This is a genomic window from Streptomyces sp. NPDC005141 (assembly GCF_053599975.1).
Genome location: NZ_JBSFYW010000031.1, coordinates 70517 through 90400, shown reverse-complemented (window position 1 = coordinate 90400; position 19884 = coordinate 70517). Strand labels below are relative to the sequence as shown.

Below are 19884 nucleotides of genomic sequence, written 5' to 3'. Positions count from 1 at the left end.
CTGAAGGTGAACGCCAGGCGTCAACCACTCATCGGGTCTTCCTCGGCCGTGGCGAGGGCGGTCGCCGGGTCCCTCACCGCCGGCCCCGCGGGGGTCCAGTGGTCCCGCTCCTCGCGGTAGGGCCACCACCTGCCGTCGCGTCCGAGCCGCAGCTGCGTGGAGGTGCCGACCGCCGTCCAGCGGTTGTGGGCCGCGCGCAGCCTCGGGCGCTCGCCCTCGTCCCAGGCCGCCTCCAGGGCGGCACGCGCGCGTGCCAGTGTTTCCCCTTCGACGGGCCACTCGTCCTCGAGGACCGACAGCGCCGCGACACCCCCGTACCGCCAGGCCTGTACGGCGAGGCGCAGTTCCTCGCGTTCGCGCCCCGATCCCTCGGCGAGCCGCCGGGCGGTCTCCTCGTCGGGGTCGCCCGCCGCCAGCCGCACCGCGTCCTGGGCGAGGGTCGGCGCCGCCTCCACCGGATGCTCTTCGTGTCCCGACGACAGTGCCTCGGCCAGCAGTCGGTGTGCCTCGCCCGCGGTCGCGGCGGCGACGAACTCCAGGGCGGCGGGATCGATTCCGGGAGCGGGTGCCGCCTCGGTGTCCAACGAGGGGGGATTTCCGGGTTCGTCGGGCAGCCGGGGAAGGGCGGGCAGCGGAGGCAGGATGTCACCGGCCGCGTACGCCTCGGCGGCGTCCACGCCTTCCTCAAGGTCCTCGAGCGGCTCGTGGGCGGGCTGCCTGCCGCGCTCCTGGAGGTCGTCCAGGAGGGTGCGTTCACCGCGCCCGCGCATCAGCAGCAGTACGAACGGATCCTCGTCGAGCAGCCGGGCCACCTGATAGCAGAGCGCGGCCGTGTGGCCGCAGTGGTCCCAGGCGCCGCAGTCGCACTCCGCGTCGAGATCGCCGAGCCCCGGCAGGAGTTCGACTCCGGCGGCCGCCGCGTCCTCGACCAGGTGCGGTGGCATGTCGCGGTCGAGGAGCGCCGCGATGTGCCCGGCGCGCTCCACGGCCATGTCCAGGAAGCGTTCCCACTGCTCGCCGGACAGTTCCTGCAGCAGGACGTCCGCGCGATGGGCGGTGCCGTCGCGGTCCTTGACCACGGCGGTGACCCGCCCGGGCCGCACCGAGACAGCGCCCACAGCCCCGGCGCGCGCGAGCCTGCGCCCGGTCTTCAACTGTCCCAAGTCCAGCGCCGCGTCCTCCAGGGCCGTCAGCCAGGCCCGGCCCCACCACGTCTGCGCGAAACCGCGTCCGTGCGCGGGCGGTAGCGCTTCGAACGTGCGTTCCTGGTCGTGATCCGTCATCGTGCGCCCCCTCGCAGTTCCACCAGGTCGGCCAGTTCCGCGTCGGTCAGCTCGGTGAGCGCCGCCTCGCCCGCGCCCAGGACGGCGTCGGCCAGCCGCTGCTTGCGGCGCAGCATGTCGGCGATACGGTCCTCGATCGTCCCCTCGGCGATGATGCGGTGCACCTGGACCGGCCGGCTCTGGCCGATGCGGTACGCACGGTCCGTGGCCTGCGCCTCGACGGCCGGGTTCCACCAGCGGTCGTAGTGCACGACGTGCTCCGCGCGCGTCAGGTTGAGCCCCGTTCCGGCGGCCTTCAACGACAGCAGGAAGACCGGGACTTCGCCCTCCTGGAAGCGCTCCACCATCGCCTCGCGTTCAGGGATGGGCGTCCCTCCGTGGAGGAACTGCGTCGGCACGGCACGCGCGCTCAGATGGCGCTCGATGAGGCGTGCCATCCGCACGTACTGCGTGAAGACCAGAACACTCGCCCCTTCCGAGAGGACGGTGTCGAGCAGTTCGTCCAACAGCTCCAGCTTCCCGGACCTGCCGGGAATCCTCGGCCCTTCCTCCTTGAGGAATTGCGCGGGGTGGTTGCAGATCTGCTTCAGGCCGGTGAGCAGCTTCACGATCAGACCCCGCCGGGCCATGCTGTCCGCGCCCGAGATCTCCGCGAGGGTCTCGCGCACCACCGCCTCGTACAGCCCGGCCTGCTCCTTGGTGAGCGTCACGGCATGGTCGGTCTCGGTCTTCGGCGGCAGTTCGGGTGCGATGCCGGGGTCCGACTTGCGGCGGCGCAGCAGGAACGGGCGTACGAGCCGGGCGAGTCGCTCGGCGGCCGCGGGGTCCTGACCGCCCTCGACAGCCTGTGCGTAGCGGGTGCGGAAGGTGCCGAGCCGGCCCAGCAGGCCCGGTGTCGTCCAGTCGAGGATCGCCCACAGTTCCGAGAGGTTGTTCTCCACCGGGGTGCCGGTGAGCGCCACGCGCGCGCGTGCTCCGATGGTGCGCAGTGCCCGCGCCGTCGCCGAGTACGGGTTCTTGACGTGCTGGGCCTCGTCCGCGACCACCAGGCCCCAGGCCACCTCTCCTAGCCGTGGCGCGTCGAGTCGCATGGTGCCGTACGTCGTCAGCACGAACTCGCCGTCGCGAAGGTCCTCCAGGCCGCGCCGGGAACCGTGGAAACGGCGTACCGGTGTGCCGGGGGCGAACCTCTCGATCTCGCGCTGCCAGTTGCCCATCAGGGAGGCAGGGCAGACGACGAGCGTCGGGCCCGCGGCCGATTCGTCGGTCTGCCGGTGCAGATGCAGCGCGATCAGCGTGATCGTCTTGCCGAGGCCCATGTCGTCGGCCAGGCAGCCGCCCAGGCCCAGGGAAGTCATCCGGGCCAGCCAGTTGAGGCCCCGGGCCTGGTAGTCGCGCAGTGTCGCGCGGAGCGCCGCGGGCTGCCCGACCGGCCGTTGCCCTTCCGGGTCGGCCAAGGCCTCCCGCAGCGCCGCCAGCCATCCTGTGGGCTCGACGTCGACCCGGCTGCCGTCGACCTCCACGGAGCCCGTCAGAGCGGCGCTCAGCGCCTCGACGGGTGTGACCCGGCGGTCCCGCTGCGCATGTGCGCGGCGTACCTCCTCAGGGTCGACGAGCACCCACTGGTCGCGCAGGCGCACGATGGGACGGTTCGCCTCGGCCAGCCGGTCCAGCTCCTGCCGCGTGAGGTGCTGGTCGCCCAGTGCGAAGCACCAGTTGAACGAGAGCAGGGCTTCCGCCGACAGGAACGACGGGGCGTCCGAGGACGCTTCGGCACCGGAGCCGCCGTCGCTGCCCGACGCGATCCCGCCCGGGGCGTCGGCGTCCTCGTGCGGGCCGACGACCGCCCGGGCCGTCAACTTCCGTGCGAGCTCCTTCGGCCAGTGCACGTCGACACCGGCGAGGGCCAGCAGCCGGGCGCCCGCTCCGAGGAGTTCACCGACCTCCTCGTCGGCGAGCTCGACGGAATCGGGCACGGCGGCCGAGAGCAGCGGAGCCAGGGGCGGCCAGGCCCGGACGGCGCGCCGCAGCGCGAGCAGGGCGTCCATCCGCGCGCGCGGGCCGAGGGGCGAGGCCCCCGCCCACACGGCCGCCGCGTCCGCGACGAGAGCGGGATCACTGACGCTGTGCAGTTGCAGTACCGCCCGGAACGGCATCCGCGTCTCCTCCGACACGGCCGACGCCAGCCCCGGCACCTCCATACGCAGAGAGATCCGTACGTCCGCGTCGTGAACCGCGGCCACCTCCCTGGCCCACGCGCGATGCTGCGGTACGCGCTGCGGCTCCGGCGCCGCGAAGGCCGGACCACCCGCCGCGATCGCCGCCGCCGGAGAGCGCGGAAGGGCGTCGGCGACGGCGTCCAGGAAGGCACGCACCAGTCGTTCCGGATCGGGCAGCAGCGGTGGTTCGGTGCCCGCCACCGGCACCGCGTGCGCCTCCGGCGGCATCGCGGCGGCCAGTTCGCGCACGCGCTCCAGGTCCTCCGCGCGCAGGGGGCCGGCGCGCCAGACGTCCTGGTCCTCGGCCGTGAGCCCGGGCAGCAGCAGCCCGCGCGCGGCGAACTGGAGGGCGAGGACGGCCGCCGCGCCCCAGAACGAGGTCGCCCGATGCGCGTGCGCGGCGGCACGCGCGCGCGTGAGGACCGGCAGGGCGGCCCTCACCGGCAGCAGCACGGCGGGCACGGACACGGCCTCGACGCCTCCGCCCTCCGCGGGCAGGACCACCGTGAGGTCCTCGGCGGAGCCGGACGCCACAACGGAAGGCCCGTCGCCGGACGGGTGCCAGAACGCGATGCCGCCCGTACGCGACGGACCGGCGGGCACGAAAATGGCGCGGCAGCGTGCCAGCTCGGAGATCTCGGCGGGTGTGGCCGCGGGAATCCTCTGCTCAGCGATGATGCATTCCTCAAATTTGACTACTGGAGCCGGGTCGCCGAGGTTACAGCACGCCCGGTGGTGTACGAGAACCGGTTCCGGCCATGATCCGCAGATTCGGCGTGTACTTTCCGCACTCGTTCGCAACGCCAGGGCGCCACGCACCCGGCCGTGTTCAACCCCTGGTGCGCGGGCGCTGCCTGGAGTTGGCTGTTCCCTACGCTGGGACCGGACTCTTCGACTCCTCGCCGGGGCCACGTTCCATGGGCGCGAGGCCGGGGCTTCTCAGGGTCGCGTAGGGGGCGCGCGTCAGGGACGTATCAGGGTCGCGGTCCGGAACCGTGGGGCACGGGGACCCGTTCTCAGGACAGAGAGCGGCAGCAGCCGCGGAGGAGGCGACACATGTCGAAGAACGCGAAGATCGCCGCAGGGGGTGTGGCGGTCGGCCTGATCCTGTTGATCTGGCTGCCCTGGTGGGCCGCCTTCTTGATCGTGCTGGGAGTCCCGGCGGCCGCGTACCTGGCGCTGGACCCCTCGCAGCGGCGGAGGCTGCGCCGTGCCACCCGTAAGGAGCTCGGTCGCTGAGGAGCGACCGCCGCAGCGTCGACCGCCCCGCGGTTCACCTTGGCCGGTGAGGTCCGGAGAGGCCGACACAGAGGACGGACAAAGGCCGCGCCACGCGGATTCCGCGTGGCGCGGTCACTCAGCTGGGGCGGACCGCCATCTTGTCCAGGGCCTCCAGGAGGCCGGGCAGCTCCGGTCCGCGGCCGACGGGCAGGACCTCGCCGGGTTCCTCGTCGAGCAGGACGAACGCGATGTCGTCGGTCCTGGCGACGAGAGACCAGCCCGGGCCGTCGGCCCGCAGTGTCCGAGCGTCGCCCGTGGCGAAGGACGAGCGGACACGGCCCAGCGGGGGCGGTGTGTCCACGTACGAGCGCGCCTCGGCGAGAACCCTACGAACGCCGGTGCGGTCACCGCCGCCACCGCTCTCGCCCTCGACGTCGCCCGAGGACTCTGCCCCCTCGGCGCCGTCCGAGGACGCGAACTCGCTGTCGTCGATCTGCTCGCGCCACGTCGCCCACTGGAGCGCGATCTCGTCCGCGCCGAGGCGTCGCTGTGCCGGCCCCCAGGTGGTGGTGTCCGGCGGGCTGAGCGGGGGCCGCTCCGTGAGCTCGGTCGACGGATCGTGCGGAGCCGGAACTCCGGGGGCCGAGACGGCCACGTCGAGGGGCCAGCCGGGGAGCGCGGCGACGACCGTCCGCTCGTCCGGCGACAACTCGTGCTCCATCCCGCAGTCCCAGGAGGCGATGGCGACGGCGACCAGTGAGACGTCGTCGATGACGACGGTCCACCGCGCGCCGTCTCCGTCCTGGCCGAGCACCAGTCCGTACCCCTCGGCGAGAGGGGCGAGGTCGAGCGTCGTGCAGGCCTCCGGATAGTCGTCACCCAACGCGCTGGGGAACTTCGCCGGTGTCAGCAACACCGCCGTCAGCACATACAGTGCGTCGTCGTCCCCGGTGGCGACGGCGTCTTCGTCCGTCCCGGCCATTCCAGCCTCCCGATCGCTCCATCTGTCGGCGCACCTTAAGCGACCGGAAGGCGCTTGTCACGGGCCCGAAACGCATGCGGAGCTGCAGGTATCCGGCTGGACGGGGGCGAAACGCCCTCGCGGACCCCGCCCCGGTCAGGCCGCGGGCAGTCCGAGCAGTGTTCGGGCGACCGCCTGCGGCGACTCGTCGCGCTCCCGGGCGAGAGCGATCACGGCCCGGCAGGCCAACTCGTTCACACCGAAGGACAGTGCCTCGGGCGACACCCAGGCGGCCGCCTCGTCGATCTGCTCCTGATTGTCCTCCGCGCACCCGGACACGTACACCGCAGCCGCCTCGAAGAGGTTGTATGTGCGCTTCCTCTCCTGCCGTGCCCCTGCCGGCGGGTTTCCTTCGGGCAGCTCGGCCGTCTTCTTGCGCCCCATCGTGCGGAGCCTGCCGAATATGCCGGACATCGGGTCACCTTCCCCCTGTGTGATCGATCGCTGACCGTCCATGTGCTGCTACTCAACGTAGAGTTGGAGGCGCGGAGACAGAAGGGGGCGGATCGGTGAAGCGCTACGAGCGACTCGAACAGGTCCGGCGGATGGATCCGGAGAAGGAGGCGTCGGAGATCTACCGGCTCACCTCCGCGTACGAGTTCCCCTGGGACTTCACCCGCGCCCTGTAGCCGGCGCTCTACCGCACCTACGCCGTGCCGGGCATCGGCCGGCTGCTCGCCGAGACGGCGGAGCTCACGGAACGCGGCCAGAAGGGTTACGACGACACCGCGCTGCTCCTCGACGCGATCGTCGAGCACGGTTTCGGCGCCGAGGAGGGCCTGACCGCGATCCGCCGCATCAAGATGCACCGCAGCTACGACATCGGCAACGACCACATGCGTTATTGCTCTGCACGTTCGTGGTGATGCCCAAACGGTGGGTCGAGGCCTACGCCTGGCGCAGGCTGTCGCGCCACGAGATCGTCGCGTCCGCCGGGCGCTACCGCACCCTGGGCCGGCATATGGGGATCAAGGACGTCCCCCAGACGTACGAGGAGTTCGAAGCGTGCCTCGACGCCTACGAAGAGGCTCACTTCGGCTGGGACGAGAGCGCCCGACGGGTCTCGGACGCGACGCTGGACCTGATGGCCTCCCGGTACCCGCGTCCGCTCGCGCCCCTGCTGCGCACCACCCCCCTCGCCCTGCTCGACGAGCCGCTGCTCCGCGCCTTCCGCTACGAGCCCCCGGGTGATGCCCCACGCGCGCTGGTCCGGCGGGCCGTACGCGCGGCCGGCTGCTGCCGCCTCGTCGCTCCCCGCAATTCGCCCGGCAGAACCGGGAGATCAACGGGTACCGGACGGCTACCGCGTCGCCGAGCTGGGCACTTGCCCCGTGCCCGGCGTGCGGGGCTGTCCCGCCTCACCCGACCGCGTCGAGTGAGTCGAGGGTGGTCCGCAGCCAGGTCAGTTCGGCCCGGCTCGTGGCCCGCGCGATGGTGAGGATGCCGCGACGGAAGGGGTCGTCCAACTCCTCGGCGCGCAACGGCCGGTCACCGTCGTAGAAGAAACTCGCGGGCTCCTCCAGGAAGGCCAGTCTGCGCCGCAGTACGGCCGCCTGCGCCTCGGGGTTCTCCAGGTGTCTCAGGAAGGCGAGCACCGTGAACCAGCGGTTCTCGTCCGTGATGTCGCGTCGCGCCGGTTCCGCGAGCCTGCGGCGCAGTTCGCGACCGCCCTCCTCGGTGAGTGTGAGGACGTGGCGCGGGGCGGCCACCGATCCGGGCTGCGTGGCCCGTTCCAGCAGATGGGCGTTCTCCAGCCGCTTGATCGCGGGATACAGCGTGCTCTCCGCCACGGGCTTCACGTGCCCCGTCAGGGCGGTGATGCGTTTGCGCAGCTCATAGCCGTGCAGTGGGGCGTCGTACAGAAATCCGAGGATGGCCAGCTCCAGCATGACCCACATTCTGACGCACCCGCGTTGTACATCGCTAACGCTATACATCGGAACCGATGTATTCTTCTGGTGCTGGGAGAACCGAAGGAACGGCGAACAGGGGAGAGTGCTGTGCGACAGGCAGAGTTCGACGGCAGGGGAAGCCGCATCCGCTGGACCGAGGCGGCGGGCGCCGGACCCGCACGCGTGTACGTGCACGGACTCGGATCGGCCTCGACGGTCTACAACGCCCATATCGCGGCCCGGCCCGAACTGGCGGGCCGGCGCTCCCTGTTCGTCGACCTGCCCGGCCACGGCATCAGTGACCGGCCCGCGGACTTCGGCTACACCCTGGAGGACCACGCCGCGGCGCTGGCGGTCGCCCTGGACGAGGCCCGTGTCACCGCGGCGGAACTCGTCGCGCACAGCATGGGCGGTGCCGTCGCCATCGTGCTCGCCGACCGGCGGCCCGACCTCGTCTCGCGGCTCGTCCTCGTGGAGGCCAACCTCGACCCGTACCCTCCGGCCACCGCGGGCAGCAGCGGCATCGCCTCCTACGAGGAGCACGACTATGTCGAGAACGGCGGGCACGCGCGCGTGCTCGAGAAGGTCGGCCCCTCCTGGGCCGCGACGATGCGCCTCGCCGATCCATGCGCCCTGCACCGCACGGCGAAGGGGCTCATGCGGGGCACCAGCCCCACGATGCGTCAGCTGCTCGTCGGGCTGACGGTGGAGCGCGTCTATCTCCAGGGCGAGCTGAGTGGTGAACTGCCGGGCGCGGAAGGCCTGGAGGCGGCAGGGGTGCGTGTCATCACCGTGCCGGGTGCCGGACACAACATCATGTTCGACAACCCCGATGCCTTCGCCGCGGCCGTCGCGGGCCCAGTCTGACGGCTGACGGGCAGTCTGACGGGCAGTGTTCCACCGGTGATCATCCCCGGCGGACGGCCAGGGCGAGGAAGCGGGCGTCCTCGTCCACGTACGAGGTCATGTCCCAGCCCGAACCGGCCAGCAGGGGAGCCAGGTTGGCCTCGTCACGCAGGTCGTCCGGCGTGATCTGCCGTCCCTGGCGGGCCGCGAGTGCGGCCCGGCCGATCGGGTGGAAGAGGGCCAGCGTGCCGCCGGGCCGCACCACCCGGGCCAACTCCCGCAGATTCTCAGCAGGGTTCGGCAGATGTGCGACGAGTCCGGCCGCGAACACCGCGTCCAGCGACTCCGTGCGCAGGGGCAGTCCGGTGACATCGGCCAGCAGCAGCTGCCCGTCGCGGTCCCGTCCGGACCGGACGGCGGCCTCCAGCATGTCCGGGGTCAGATCGGCTCCGACGACCATCCCGGTGCCGCCCACGGCCGCTCGCAGCGGAGGCAGGGCGCGCCCGGTGCCGCAGCCCGCGTCGAGCACGCGGTCACCGGCGCGCAGTCCCATGTGCGCCACCGCGGACGCGTACGCGGGCCCGTCGTCGGGAAACCGGGTGTCCCAGCCGGCGGCGCGCGCGGCGAAGAACTCCTGGACGCGTGTGTGGTCGTTGCTCATGCGCCGCATGATCTCTCACCGACATGAAGGATGACGCGGTGCACACGTTCGAGCTTGACGCGATCGCTCTGGTGCACCTCTTCGTCACTTTGCAACAGCTTTCGAAATGCGCTCCAGTTGTGCGCCCCCACGCGCACTAGCGTCCCTGGGTCATGGGACACCTGGACCACGCCGCCTTCGGCTGGCTGACCCCCGTACTGTCGTACGCGATGGCCTGCATCGGTGCCGCACTGGGACTGCGCTGCACGGTCCGCGCGCTCGACTCGGCCGGACGGTCGCGCCGCAACTGGCTCCTCGCCGCGGCCTCCGCGATCGGCACGGGCATCTGGACGATGCACTTCGTGGCGATGCTGGGATTCGGCGTCACCGGCACGGAGATCCGCTACAACGTGCCGCTGACCCTCTTCAGCCTGATGGTCGCCATGGCCGTCGTCGGCGCGGGCCTCTTCGCCGTCGGATACGGCCGCGACAGGCGGCGCGCCCTCCTGTTAGGCGGGCTCACCACCGGGCTCGGCGTCGCGAGCATGCACTACCTGGGCATGGCGGCGCTGCGCATGCACGGCCAGGTGCGCTACGACCCGGCACTCGTCGGGCTCTCCGTCGTGATCGGCGTGATCGCGGCGACCGCCGCCCTGTGGGCCGCGGTCTCCATCAGGTCGCCCGTCGCAGTGGCCGTCGCCTCACTTGTCATGGGCGGTGCCGTGAGCAGCATGCACTACACCGGAATGATGGCGGTGAGCGTACGCGTCAACCCCTCCGGCGGCGCCCTGCCCGGGGCCACGGCGATGCAGTTCATCTTCCCTCTCGCGGTCGGTCTCGGGTCCTACCTCTTCCTGACAGCGGCGTTCGTCGCGCTGTCCCCGATGTCCGACCGGCGCGATGCACCCGCGCCGGCCCAGCGGCCGGTCGAGAGCGTCGCCCGCTGACGGCGGGCCGGAGCCACGCGGCCCGGACTGCACGCCCCGAACCTCTCCGATCGAGGAGGCCATGCGTACACCCCGTAGGACCACCACATCCGGCGGCCAGCCACCGCCCACGTTGCGCGGTCGGCGCGCGCACGCGGGACCGCCGGCCGACGAGGGCGCCGGCATCGGCGAGCCCGTCGCCGGGCCTTCGACGGAAACACTCGCCCGCGGGGGGCGGTGGCACATCAGGCCCCGCACCGTCCGGGCCAAGATCGTCAGCCTGCTGATGGTGCCGATCGTCTCCCTGCTCGCTCTGTGGGCCTTCGCCACGGTGAGCACGGCGCAGGACATCGCGCGGCTGCGGCAGCTGCAACGCGTGGACTCGACGGTCCGAGCCCCCGTCGACGACGCCGTCGCCGCGCTCCAGGCGGAACGGGCGGCGGCCGTCCGCTACGCGACCGACCCCGCCACGGTGCGGCCGAGTGAGTTCAAGGAACTCTCACGGCTCACCGACCGTGCCGTGGTGAAGCTGCGCCTGGGGGACCACAACACCGTCGCCGACGGTGCCGACCTGCCCGACGGAGTCGCCGGGCGCCTCGGCACCTTCGTCACCGAGGCGGAGCGACTGCGGCCGCTGCGCACCGCCGTACTGGACCGCCGTACCGGATGGGACGAGGCGTACGGCCGGTACACCAGGACCATCGCGACGGCATTCGGCGTCGACGGAGCGCTCACCGGCATCCCCGGCACGGGCCTGCGCTCCGACGACCGCGTCCTGCTCGAACTCTCCCGGGCGGGAGAGGCGCTCGCCCAGGAGGACGCCGTGCTCGGCACAGCCCGGCTCGCCGGGACCCTCGACGGTGAGCGGCTACGGCTGTTCACGGGGGCCGTCGACACCCGCAGGACACTGACGGACGCCGCCGCGACGGATCTGAGCGGGCCCGAACGAACCGCCTGGAACGACCTCGTGAAGGGGAGCGCGTACGGGGATGTACGCGTCGTCGAGGACAAGGTGCTCGTCTCGCGCCCCGGCGCCAAGGCCCTCGACGCCGCGCCGGAGACCGTCTGGAACATCGCTCACGCGCGCGTGCAGGACGCCATGCGCACGATCGATGCCGAAGCGGGCCGTGGTGTCGCGGACCGGACCGACCCGTTCGGGAAGGCTCTGCTCACCCCCGCCGGTGCCGCGGTCCTCTTCGGCCTCGCCGCCGTCATCGCCTCGCTGATCATCTCCGTACGCATCGGACGCGATCTCGTCGTCGAGCTCGTCGGCCTGCGTGACAGCGCCCTGGACATCGCCCGTCGAAAGCTCCCCGCGGCCATGCGCAGACTGCGCGCGGGCGATGCGGTCGACGTGGACGCCGAGGCCCCGCTGGGGCGGCCCTCGGAGGACGAGACCGGACAGGTCGCCGAGGCACTGAACACCGTGCACCGAGCCGCCCTGCGTGCCGCCGTCGAGCGCGCGGAACTGGCCGGTGGCATCTCCGGGGTCTTCGTCAACCTCGCCCGGCGCAGCCAGGTTCTCGTGCACCGCCAGCTCAATCTCCTGGACACCATGGAGCGCAGGTCCGACGACCCGGACGAGCTGAGCGACCTCTTCCGGCTCGACCACCTCACCACACGGATGCGACGTCACGCGGAGAGCCTGATCATCCTCTCCGGAGCCGCGCCCGGCCGGGCCTGGCGAAGGCCCGTCCCCCTGACGAACGTGGTCCGGGCGGCCGTCTCCGAAGTCGAGGACTACGCGCGCGTGGAGGTACGGCAACTCCCCGAGGCGGCCGTGGTCGGGGGAGCGGTCGCCGACCTCACCCATCTGCTGGCGGAAGTCGTCGAGAACGCCGCCCAGTTCTCGCCCCCGCACACCAGGGTGCGGATCACCGGCGAACCGGTCGGAAACGGCTACGTGATCGAGGTAGAGGACCGGGGCCTCGGGATGGGCAAGGAGAGGCTCGCCGAGGCCAACCGGCGTATCGAGCAGTCCGAGGCGCTGGACCTGTTCGACAGTGACCGGCTCGGCCTCTTCGTGGTCAGCCGGCTCTCGGCCCGGCACGGCATCAAGGTGCACCTGCGGACCTCGCCCTACGGGGGCACCACCGCGGTCGTTCTGCTGCCCACGGCGCTGCTGCACGACGGTCCGACGGAACGTTCCCTCCGTCAGGCCGACGCGGACAGGCCGGTGGAGAGGGAGTACGCGCGCGTGTCGGCCGTCCCGGAGCAGGACGCCGTCCAGCCCGTCACCGAGCGGCCCGCACTGGTCTCCCCGAGACCGAAGGCCTCCGAAGCCCCGGCGAACGGTTCGCGGGAGACCCCGCCTTCGGGAGTCGCGGCGCTCCGGCTGCACCGTCCCCCTGACGATCCCGAAGACTCCGACCAGCTTCCCCGCCGCGTCCGCCAGGCGAACCTGGCCCCCCAGCTGCGCGGACAGCGTTCCGAGGAACAGGCGGAGCCCCCCGTGTCCGGGGCGGACGACGAGCGGACACCCGAACTCGTAAGGGCGCGCATGGCCGCGTACCGAGCCGGCTGGGTACGCGGCGGCGGCCGGTCACCCGGCGCCGGCGCCACCCCCGACCCGGAAGCGGGCAGCGACAGCAGCGAAGGAGACCCCGCATGATCCAGGACCCGAGTACGAGAGCCGCCCACCGGTCCGGCGAGCTCGACTGGCTGCTGGACGACATGGTGCTGCGCGTGGCGGAGGTCCGACACGCCGTGGTGCTGTCCAACGACGGACTGGCGGTGGGCGCGTCCACCGGCCTGCGGCGTGAGGACGCCGAACACCTCGCGGCCGTCGCCTCCGGATTTCACAGCCTGGCCAAGGGTGCGGGGCGCCACTTCGGCGCGGGCGGGGTGCGCCAGACGATGGTGGAGATGGACGAGGGCTTCCTGTTCGTCGCCGCGGCGGGGGACGGTTCCTGCCTCGCAGTCCTGACCGCCGTCACCGCCGACATCGGCCTCGTGGCGTACGAGATGGCGCTCCTGGTCAAGCGCGTCGGCGAGCATCTCCACGCCCCACCGCGCGTCGCCGCACAGCCGCCGGCCGCGGGATGACCGAGGACGGCCTGTGCAGATGACCGAGGACACTCCGGGAGCCCCGCCACAGCCGGGCAGTCAGTGGTACGACCAGGACGCGGGACCACTAGTCCGCCCCTACGCGATGACGGGCGGCCGTACCAAAGCCGGTCCGACCGGGGTCCATTTCGATCTGATCGCCCTGGTCACGCTCGACGCGGGCGCACCCGGAGCCGACGACGACACCTCGCTCGGTCCGGAGCACCGCACCCTGATCGAACTGTGCCGTACCGAGACCCAGTCGGTCGCCGAACTGGCCGCCGACGCCGATCTTCCCCTGGGGGTGGTCAGGGTGCTCCTGGGTGATCTCCTGGAACGGAGCTGCGTCACCGTGAGCCGCCCGGTGCCGCCCGCGCAACTCCCCGACGAGCGCATCCTCCGCGAGGTGATCGAGGGACTGAGGGCGCTCTAGGCGACCCACACCGGTCGGCACTGTGGCTCCTTGCGTTCACATCTGGGCACCGAAGGGGCGCGTTCCGGTCGCAAGGGGCAATGTGCGGTCCAAGCCCGTCCGGCGGCGCCGGAGTTGTCATGATGCTGACTTCGCTCCCCCTGCAGACGCACCGATGCCGACGGTTGTCGGCACTCCCGAGAGAAGTGATCGATGGTCTCCGAGAACTCCGACGCCTCGGGTGGCGACTCGACCGCCCTGGCGCTGAAGATATTGGTCGCCGGTGGGTTCGGCGTGGGAAAGACCACTCTGGTGGGCGCGGTCAGCGAGATCCGACCGCTGCGCACCGAGGAACTGCTGAGCGAGGCCGGTCAGTCGGTGGACGACACCGGCGGAGTGGACCAGAAGGTCACCACGACCGTCGCCATGGACTTCGGACGCATCACCATCAGGTCCGGCCTCTCGCTCTACCTCTTCGGAACACCGGGGCAGGACCGGTTCTGGTTCCTGTGGGACGAGCTGTCGACAGGCGCCCTGGGCGCTGTCGTCCTCGCGGACACCCGACGGCTCGAAGACTGCTTCCCGGCGGTGGACTACTTCGAGCACCGCCACATCCCGTTCGTGGTGGCCGTCAACTGCTTCGCGGACGCTCGCGCGTACGGCGCCCAGGACGTGTCCCGCGCCCTCGACCTCGACCGGGGTACGCCGGTCGTCCTCTGCGACGCGCGTGACCGCGACTCCGGCAAGGAGGTGCTGATCCGGCTCGTCGAATACGCCGGGCGGGTACACACCGCCCGGCTGCTCGACTCCGTCGGCTGACACCGTGGGCGCCCGGCCGGCGAACCATTGCTCCGGCCCTGGCCGCTCACGCGTACGCGGCCGTTGTGTTCAGTCCGCCACGGCCGCGTAGGCCAGAACCTTCTCGATCCTCACGCGCACGAGCAGTTCACCGGGAACCCCGTTCCGCCTGCCGAACTCCTCCGCGCGCTCCTCGCCCATGTAGCGGCCGCCGATCCGGGCGGCCCAGTGCCGCAACTCGTCGACATCCTCCGACAGCACCGCCCGGCCCTGCAGTACCACGAAGTCGAAGGGCGGCCGGTCGTCGTCCACACACAGGGCGACCCGGCCGTCCCGGGCCAGGTTCCGTCCCTTGACGCTGTCCTTCGCGGTGTTGAACACCAGGTCGTCGCCGTCCAGCAAGAACCAGATCGGTGCCACGTGCGGACTTCCGTCGGCCCGGACGGTGGACAGCTTCCCCGTGCGGGTCCCCTGCGAGACGAATGCTCGCCACTGCTCGTCGGTCATCTTCTCTGCCATGCCGCCCATCCTCCTTGCCCGGACGCCGACTGTGGGGAAGGCTTGCAGGTCGAATCCTCCGGCCAGGGGGGAACGACGCAGGGGGAGACCGGATCATGGAGCAGAACACGGGACTTGGCTGGTTGCTGGACGACCTCACCGAGCGGGTCGAGCACGTTCGGCACGCGCTGGTGCTGTCCAACGACGGGCTGGTGACGGGCGCGAGCGCGGGACTCCGGCGCGAGGACGCCGAACACCTCGCCGCGGTCTCGTCGGGCCTGCACAGCCTGGCGAAGGGCTCCGGCCGCCATTTCGGTGCCGGACAAGTGCGGCAGACGATGATCGAGTTCGACGAGGCGGTGCTCTTCGTCACCGCGGCCGGAGCGGGCAGCTGTCTGTGCGTCCTCAGCGGGGCGGAGGCGGACATCGGCCAGGTCGCCTACGAGATGACGTTGCTGGTGAACCGCGTCGGCGAACACCTTCGCGTGGACGCGCGACAGCCGGAGGGCACACCCATTGTAGAGCTCTGACCTGCGGATATGTCGTCGTGGTCAGAGTTGTCCACAGGCTCGACACGATGTCCGACAAGCCGGATACGGTTTTTCCCGAAGCGAGCGCACACCGGCGCGAGCGTCCGACAGCCCAGGGGAGACAGCCATGTCCGGAAGCACCGCCACGCGGTCCGCCACCTCGTCGCTCAGCCGAGCGGCACGAGAACTGGAGCTCAGGCGCGGCGAGTTCGATCTCGCCCTGCACCTCGGCTGTGTGCGCTCGGTTCCCGACGAGGGAGGTGGGGGACGCAGGGTCGCGCGCGCCGAGATCGAGCGGGTGCGCGCCGAGGCAGGCTTCCCGGAGGCGCTGCGTGAGCGGGTCAAGGCCGTCGGCACCACCGAGGGCGCCGCTCTCATGGGCGTCACGACCACCCGGTTCACCCGCCTCGCGCGCCTGGGACTCGTGGTGCCGATCAAATTCTATTTGAACCGCTACCGAATGGTGGTCTGGCTCTACCTTGCCGAGGAACTGCGGCAGTTCGCCGCCGACGAGCAGAACGCACCGCTGATGACCGGCCGGACAGCCGAAGGCCTCCGCGATCAGCTGGACGAAGGCCTGGACCTCCGTCCGCGCAACTGGCGCGGTCGCCACCTGGGATTCCTGCTGAGGCAGACCAAGGATCCCTGGGCACGTGCCGCTGTGGTGGCGTCCCTGCTCGATCCCGTCGAAGTGGCCGAGATCGTCGAGGATCCCCACGAGCGCGCCCACCTCGACAGCCTCCGGCCCGAGCGTGTTTCGCAGGCGGCCCCGGAATCGCCGGCGGCGCGGATCGCCGAGCGCATCACGACGGCGGACGATCCCGACGAGATCAGCTGGCTCAGGGCCGACCTGGGTCAGAGCCTGACCGAAGCCAGGCAGGACCGCCCCGCCCTCCGCCCGACACCGACCGCCTCATCCGTCGCGGCCCCGGGGCCGGCGGTCACCGCGCCGTCGGGCCCACCACCCCTGGTTCCACCGCCATCAGCCCCGCCGTCACCGATCAGCGCTCCGCACGCCTCCCGACCACGGCTCCCCGCCACGGAAGACCGGCTCACGACGCCGGAGTCCGCGCGAACACGCGGGCTGCTCGGATGGCTGAGGCGCAGGAAGCCGGACGCGTGTCCGCCTACAGCGCTCTGAACAGTCCCTCCTGCACCACCGAGACGAGAAGACGTCCCTTCAGGTCGTAGATGCGCCCGCGGGCCAGTCCGCGGCCACCCGTCGCGATGGGAGACTCCTGGTCGTACAGGAACCACTCGTCCGCGCGGAACGGCCGGTGGAACCACATGGCGTGGTCCAACGACGCCATGTCGAAACCGCGCTGCCCCCACAGCGGTTCCACCGGGATACGGACGGCGTCCAGGAGGGTCATGTCGCTCGCGTAGGTGAGGGCGCAGGTGTGCACGAGCGGGTCGTCGCCCAGTGGTCCGACGGCACGCATCCACACGGCACTGCGCGGTTCGGCGCCCTTGGTCTCCTCGGGCGTCCAGCGCAGCCGGTCCACATAGCGGATGTCGAACGGCTGGCGCCGTGCCATGCGTTCCAACGCTTCGGGCAGAGCGCCCAGATGCTCCTTGATCTCCTGCGTCACCGTCGGCAGTGACTCGGGATCCGGCACCTCGCGGGCCGGCGGCAGCTGGTGCTCGAAGCTCCCTTCCTCGGGCTTGTGAAAGGAGGCGGTCAGATTGAAGATCGTGCGGCCCTGCTGCACCGCGGTGACCCGGCGTGTGGTGAACGACCGCCCGTCCCGCACCCGTTCGACCTGGTACACGATCGGGACACCCGGCCGGCCCGGGCGCAGGAAGTACGCGTGCAGCGAGTGCACCGGCCGGTCTCCCTCGGTGGTACGGCCGGCGGCGACCAGCGCCTGGCCCGCCACCTGGCCGCCGAAGACCCGCTGCAGGGACTCCTGCGGGCTGCGGCCTCGGAAGATGTTGACCTCGATCTGCTCCAGGTCGAGCAGGTCGACGAGCTTCTCGGCGGGGTTCGTCATCGGCGAGATTCTCCTGTGCTCACAGCTGTCCGACGTCGGTGACCTTGACGATGGCACGGCCCTCGGCGTCGGAGGCCACGAGGTCGACCTCCGCGCTGATGCCCCAGTCGTGATCGCCGTTCGGGTCGGCGAAGGTCTGACGGACGCGCCACAGGCCGTTCTGCGGCTCCTCCACGATCGACAGCAGCTTGGGGCCACGGGCGTCGGGACCCGTGCCGAGGTCCTCGTACTCGTCCCAGTACTTGTCCATCGCGTCGCCCCACGCGTCGGCGTCCCAGCCGGCGTCGGCGTCCATCTCGCCGAGTTCGGAGACGTTGTCCAGAGCGGCGAGCTCGACCCTGCGGAACATCGCGTTGCGGACGAGGACGCGGAAGGCGCGGGCGTTCGCGGTGACCGGCTTGACCTGGTCGGCCTTCTCCTGGGCCTCTTCGGCCGTCATCACCTCGGGGTTGGAGAGCTGTTCCCACTCGTCGAGGAGGCTGGAGTCGACCTGCCGGACCAGCTCGCCCAGCCAGGCGATCAGGTCTTCCAGGTCCTCGGACTTGAGGTCGTCCAGGACGGTGTGCTCGAGGGCCTTGTACGCGCTGGCCAGGTAGCGCAGGACGATGCCCTCGGTACGGGCGAGTTCGTAGTAGGAGACGAACTCGGTGAAGGTCATCGCCCGTTCGTACATGTCACGGATGACGGACTTCGGCGACAGCGGGTGATCGCCGACCCACGGGTGGCTCTTGCGGTAGGTGTCGTACGCGTGGAAGAGCAGCTCCTCCAGCGGCTTGGGGTACGACACGTCCTGGAGCCGCTCCATCCGCTCCTCGTACTCGACACCGTCGGACTTCATCGCGGCCACGGCCTCGCCACGGGCCTTGTTCTGCTGGGCCGCGAGGATCTGCCGCGGATCGTCCAGCGTGGACTCCACGACGGACACCATGTCCAGGGCGTACGAGGGGGATTCCTGGTCCAGCAGGTCGAAGGCGGCGAGAGCGAACGTCGACAGCGGCTGGTTGAGCGCGAAGTCCTGCTGGAGATCGACGGTGAGCCGCACGATACGGCCGGTCGGGTCGGGCTCGTCGAGCTTCTCGACGATGCCGCCGTCGAGGAGCGAGCGGTAGATCGCGATGGCCCGCCGGATGTGCCGCAGCTGCTGCTTGCGCGGCTCGTGGTTGTCCTCCAGCAGATGCCGCATCGCCTCGAAGGCGTTGCCGGGCCGGGCGATCACCGAGAGCAGCATGGTGTGCGTCACGCGGAAACGCGAGGTCAGCGGCTCAGGATCGGAGGAGATGAGCTTCTCGAAGGTGTTCTCCGTCCAGCCGACGAAGCCCTCGGGAGCCTTCTTGCGCACCACCTTGCGGCGCTTCTTCGGGTCGTCGCCCGCCTTGGCGAGCGACTTCTCGTTCTCGATGACGTGCTCCGGCGCCTGAGCCACGACGAAGCCCGCCGTGTCGAACCCCGCGCGCCCGGCCCGGCCGGCGATCTGGTGGAACTCACGGGCGCGCAGCGTGCGCACCCGCGTGCCGTCGTACTTCGTGAGCGCGGTGAACAGCACGGTGCGGATGGGCACGTTGACGCCGACACCGAGGGTGTCGGTGCCGCAGATGACCTTCAGGAGACCGGCCTGGGCCAGCTTCTCCACCAGTCGGCGGTACTTGGGCAGCATGCCTGCGTGGTGCACACCGATCCCGTGGCGTACGTAGCGGGAGAGGTTGCGGCCGAACTTGGTGGTGAAGCGGAAGTTGCCGATGAGCTCGGCGATCCGGTCCTTCTCCTCGCGCGTGCACATGTTGATGCTCATCAGTGCCTGCGCCCGCTCCACGGCCTGCGCCTGGGTGAAGTGCACGATGTAGACAGGGGCCTGCTTGGTCGCGAGCAGTTCGGTGATCGTCTCGGTCAGCGGAGTCAGGAGGTACTCGTAGGACAACGGGACGGGCCGGTTCGCCGAGCGGACCACCGCTGTGGGGCGGCCGGTGCGCCGCGTGAGGTCCTTCTCGAACATCGAGACGTCGCCGAGCGTCGCCGACATCAGGATGAACTGCGCCTGGGGGAGTTCCAGGATCGGGATCTGCCAGGCCCAGCCCCGGTCGCCCTCGGCGTAGAAGTGGAACTCGTCCATGACGACCTGGCCCACATCGGCGTGCTTGCCGTCCCGCAGCGCGATGGACGCCAGGATCTCGGCGGTGCAGCAGATGACCGGGGCGTCGGAGTTCACGGAGGCGTCGCCGGTGAGCATGCCGACGTTCTCGGTGCCGAAGATCTTGCACAGCTCGAAGAACTTCTCCGAGACGAGTGCCTTGATCGGAGCCGTGTAGAAGGTGACCTCGTCGCGGGCGAGCGCCGCGAAGTGCGCACCGGCGGCGATCATGCTCTTGCCCGAGCCGGTGGGCGTCGAGACGATCACGTTCGCACCCGAGACCACCTCGATCAGCGCCTCCTCCTGATGGGGGTAGAGGGTGAGACCGCGTTCCCCGGCCCACGACTCGAAGGCTTCGTAGAGGGCGTCGGGGTCTGCGGTCTGCGGCAGCTGATCGATAAGGGTCACGCCCCCATCTTGCCTGTCGTCGCACG

General features: G+C 70.9%; 18 protein-coding genes and 1 pseudogene. 10 read left to right on the top strand and 9 right to left on the bottom strand.

All coding sequences use genetic code 11. The features are described from left to right. Nucleotides 1–20: 20 nt before the first annotated feature. Together ACWD68_RS23895 and ACWD68_RS23890 are read right to left on the bottom strand one after the other, a co-directional pair. On the bottom strand, nucleotides 21–1283 hold the full coding sequence (locus tag ACWD68_RS23895) for an SWIM zinc finger family protein (protein WP_451808469.1): 1263 nt from the start codon (nucleotides 1281–1283) through the stop codon (nucleotides 21–23). Next, a complete protein-coding gene (locus ACWD68_RS23890; protein WP_451808482.1) occupies nucleotides 1280–4162 on the bottom strand; it encodes a DEAD/DEAH box helicase in 2883 nt (960 codons plus the stop codon). The genes ACWD68_RS23895 and ACWD68_RS23890 overlap by 4 nt, the downstream gene beginning before the upstream one ends. A gap of 396 nt (nucleotides 4163–4558) precedes the next feature. On the opposite strand from ACWD68_RS23890, the gene ACWD68_RS23885 reads away from it, so the two are divergent. Continuing rightward, on the top strand, nucleotides 4559–4741 hold the full coding sequence (locus tag ACWD68_RS23885) for a hypothetical protein (RefSeq protein ID WP_261703155.1): 183 nt from the start codon (nucleotides 4559–4561) through the stop codon (nucleotides 4739–4741). Between the two features lie 118 nt (nucleotides 4742–4859). On the opposite strand, the gene ACWD68_RS23880 is transcribed toward ACWD68_RS23885, so the two are convergent. Both ACWD68_RS23880 and ACWD68_RS23875 read right to left on the bottom strand, forming a co-directional pair. After that, a complete protein-coding gene (locus ACWD68_RS23880; RefSeq protein ID WP_451808468.1) occupies nucleotides 4860–5705 on the bottom strand; it encodes a hypothetical protein in 846 nt (281 codons plus the stop codon). 135 nt (nucleotides 5706–5840) lie between these two features. After that, nucleotides 5841–6128 carry a hypothetical protein gene (locus ACWD68_RS23875; RefSeq protein WP_451808481.1) on the bottom strand — a complete coding sequence of 96 codons (288 nt, stop codon included), beginning with the start codon at nucleotides 6126–6128 and terminating at the stop codon, nucleotides 5841–5843. 125 nt (nucleotides 6129–6253) lie between these two features. Between ACWD68_RS23875 and ACWD68_RS23870 the strand changes: the two are divergent. Then, nucleotides 6254–7123, top strand: a pseudogene (locus ACWD68_RS23870) (oxygenase MpaB family protein). On the opposite strand, the gene ACWD68_RS23865 reads toward ACWD68_RS23870, so the two are convergent. Continuing rightward, nucleotides 7103–7633, bottom strand: coding sequence for a PadR family transcriptional regulator (locus ACWD68_RS23865; protein WP_451808467.1), 531 nt, complete (start codon nucleotides 7631–7633; stop codon nucleotides 7103–7105). The pseudogene ACWD68_RS23870 and the gene ACWD68_RS23865 overlap by 21 nt on opposite strands. Before the next feature lie 111 nt (nucleotides 7634–7744). Between ACWD68_RS23865 and ACWD68_RS23860 the strand changes: the two genes are divergently transcribed. Continuing rightward, nucleotides 7745–8503, top strand: a complete 759-nt coding sequence (locus ACWD68_RS23860) for an alpha/beta fold hydrolase (RefSeq protein WP_451808466.1) — start codon at nucleotides 7745–7747, stop codon at nucleotides 8501–8503. A 40-nt stretch (nucleotides 8504–8543) separates the two neighbouring features. On the opposite strand, the gene ACWD68_RS23855 is transcribed toward ACWD68_RS23860, so the two are convergent. Beyond that, entirely contained in the window at nucleotides 8544–9143 is a 600-nt protein-coding gene (locus tag ACWD68_RS23855; protein WP_451808465.1) for a class I SAM-dependent methyltransferase, read from the bottom strand. 152 nt (nucleotides 9144–9295) lie between these two features. On the opposite strand from ACWD68_RS23855, the gene ACWD68_RS23850 reads away from it, so the two are divergent. From ACWD68_RS23850 to ACWD68_RS23830, 5 genes are all read left to right on the top strand, one after another. After that, on the top strand, nucleotides 9296–10069 hold the full coding sequence (locus tag ACWD68_RS23850) for an MHYT domain-containing protein (RefSeq protein WP_451808464.1): 774 nt from the start codon (nucleotides 9296–9298) through the stop codon (nucleotides 10067–10069). 61 nt (nucleotides 10070–10130) lie between these two features. Continuing rightward, the gene (locus ACWD68_RS23845) at nucleotides 10131–12659 is read left to right on the top strand and encodes a sensor histidine kinase (protein WP_451808463.1); all 2529 of its coding nucleotides are present in this window, start codon (nucleotides 10131–10133) and stop codon (nucleotides 12657–12659) included. After that, complete coding sequence (locus ACWD68_RS23840) at nucleotides 12656–13093, top strand: roadblock/LC7 domain-containing protein (protein WP_266755904.1); 438 nt, start codon at nucleotides 12656–12658, stop codon at nucleotides 13091–13093. The genes ACWD68_RS23845 and ACWD68_RS23840 overlap by 4 nt, the downstream gene beginning before the upstream one ends. Before the next feature lie 19 nt (nucleotides 13094–13112). After that, on the top strand, nucleotides 13113–13526 hold the full coding sequence (locus ACWD68_RS23835; RefSeq protein ID WP_451808462.1) for a DUF742 domain-containing protein: 414 nt from the start codon (nucleotides 13113–13115) through the stop codon (nucleotides 13524–13526). 192 nt (nucleotides 13527–13718) lie between these two features. Then, on the top strand, nucleotides 13719–14324 hold the full coding sequence (locus tag ACWD68_RS23830) for a GTP-binding protein (protein ID WP_451808461.1): 606 nt from the start codon (nucleotides 13719–13721) through the stop codon (nucleotides 14322–14324). Nucleotides 14325–14393: 69 nt separating this feature from the next. Here the strand turns inward: ACWD68_RS23830 and ACWD68_RS23825 are convergent, their stop codons facing one another. Then, nucleotides 14394–14822, bottom strand: a complete 429-nt coding sequence (locus tag ACWD68_RS23825; RefSeq protein WP_451808460.1) for a PPOX class F420-dependent oxidoreductase — start codon at nucleotides 14820–14822, stop codon at nucleotides 14394–14396. Between the two features lie 95 nt (nucleotides 14823–14917). Between ACWD68_RS23825 and ACWD68_RS23820 the strand changes: the two genes are divergently transcribed. Together ACWD68_RS23820 and ACWD68_RS23815 are read left to right on the top strand one after the other, a co-directional pair. Continuing rightward, nucleotides 14918–15331, top strand: a complete 414-nt coding sequence (locus ACWD68_RS23820; protein WP_451808459.1) for a roadblock/LC7 domain-containing protein — start codon at nucleotides 14918–14920, stop codon at nucleotides 15329–15331. A 127-nt stretch (nucleotides 15332–15458) separates the two neighbouring features. After that, entirely contained in the window at nucleotides 15459–16472 is a 1014-nt protein-coding gene (locus ACWD68_RS23815; RefSeq protein WP_451808458.1) for a DUF6397 family protein, read from the top strand. On the opposite strand, the gene ACWD68_RS23810 is transcribed toward ACWD68_RS23815, so the two are convergent. Together ACWD68_RS23810 and ACWD68_RS23805 are read right to left on the bottom strand one after the other, a co-directional pair. Further along, entirely contained in the window at nucleotides 16459–17325 is an 867-nt protein-coding gene (locus ACWD68_RS23810; RefSeq protein ID WP_451808457.1) for an acyl-CoA thioesterase, read from the bottom strand. The genes ACWD68_RS23815 and ACWD68_RS23810 overlap by 14 nt on opposite strands. A 19-nt stretch (nucleotides 17326–17344) precedes the next feature. Beyond that, entirely contained in the window at nucleotides 17345–19858 is a 2514-nt protein-coding gene (locus ACWD68_RS23805) for a DEAD/DEAH box helicase (protein WP_451808456.1), read from the bottom strand. Nucleotides 19859–19884: the final 26 nt, after the last annotated feature.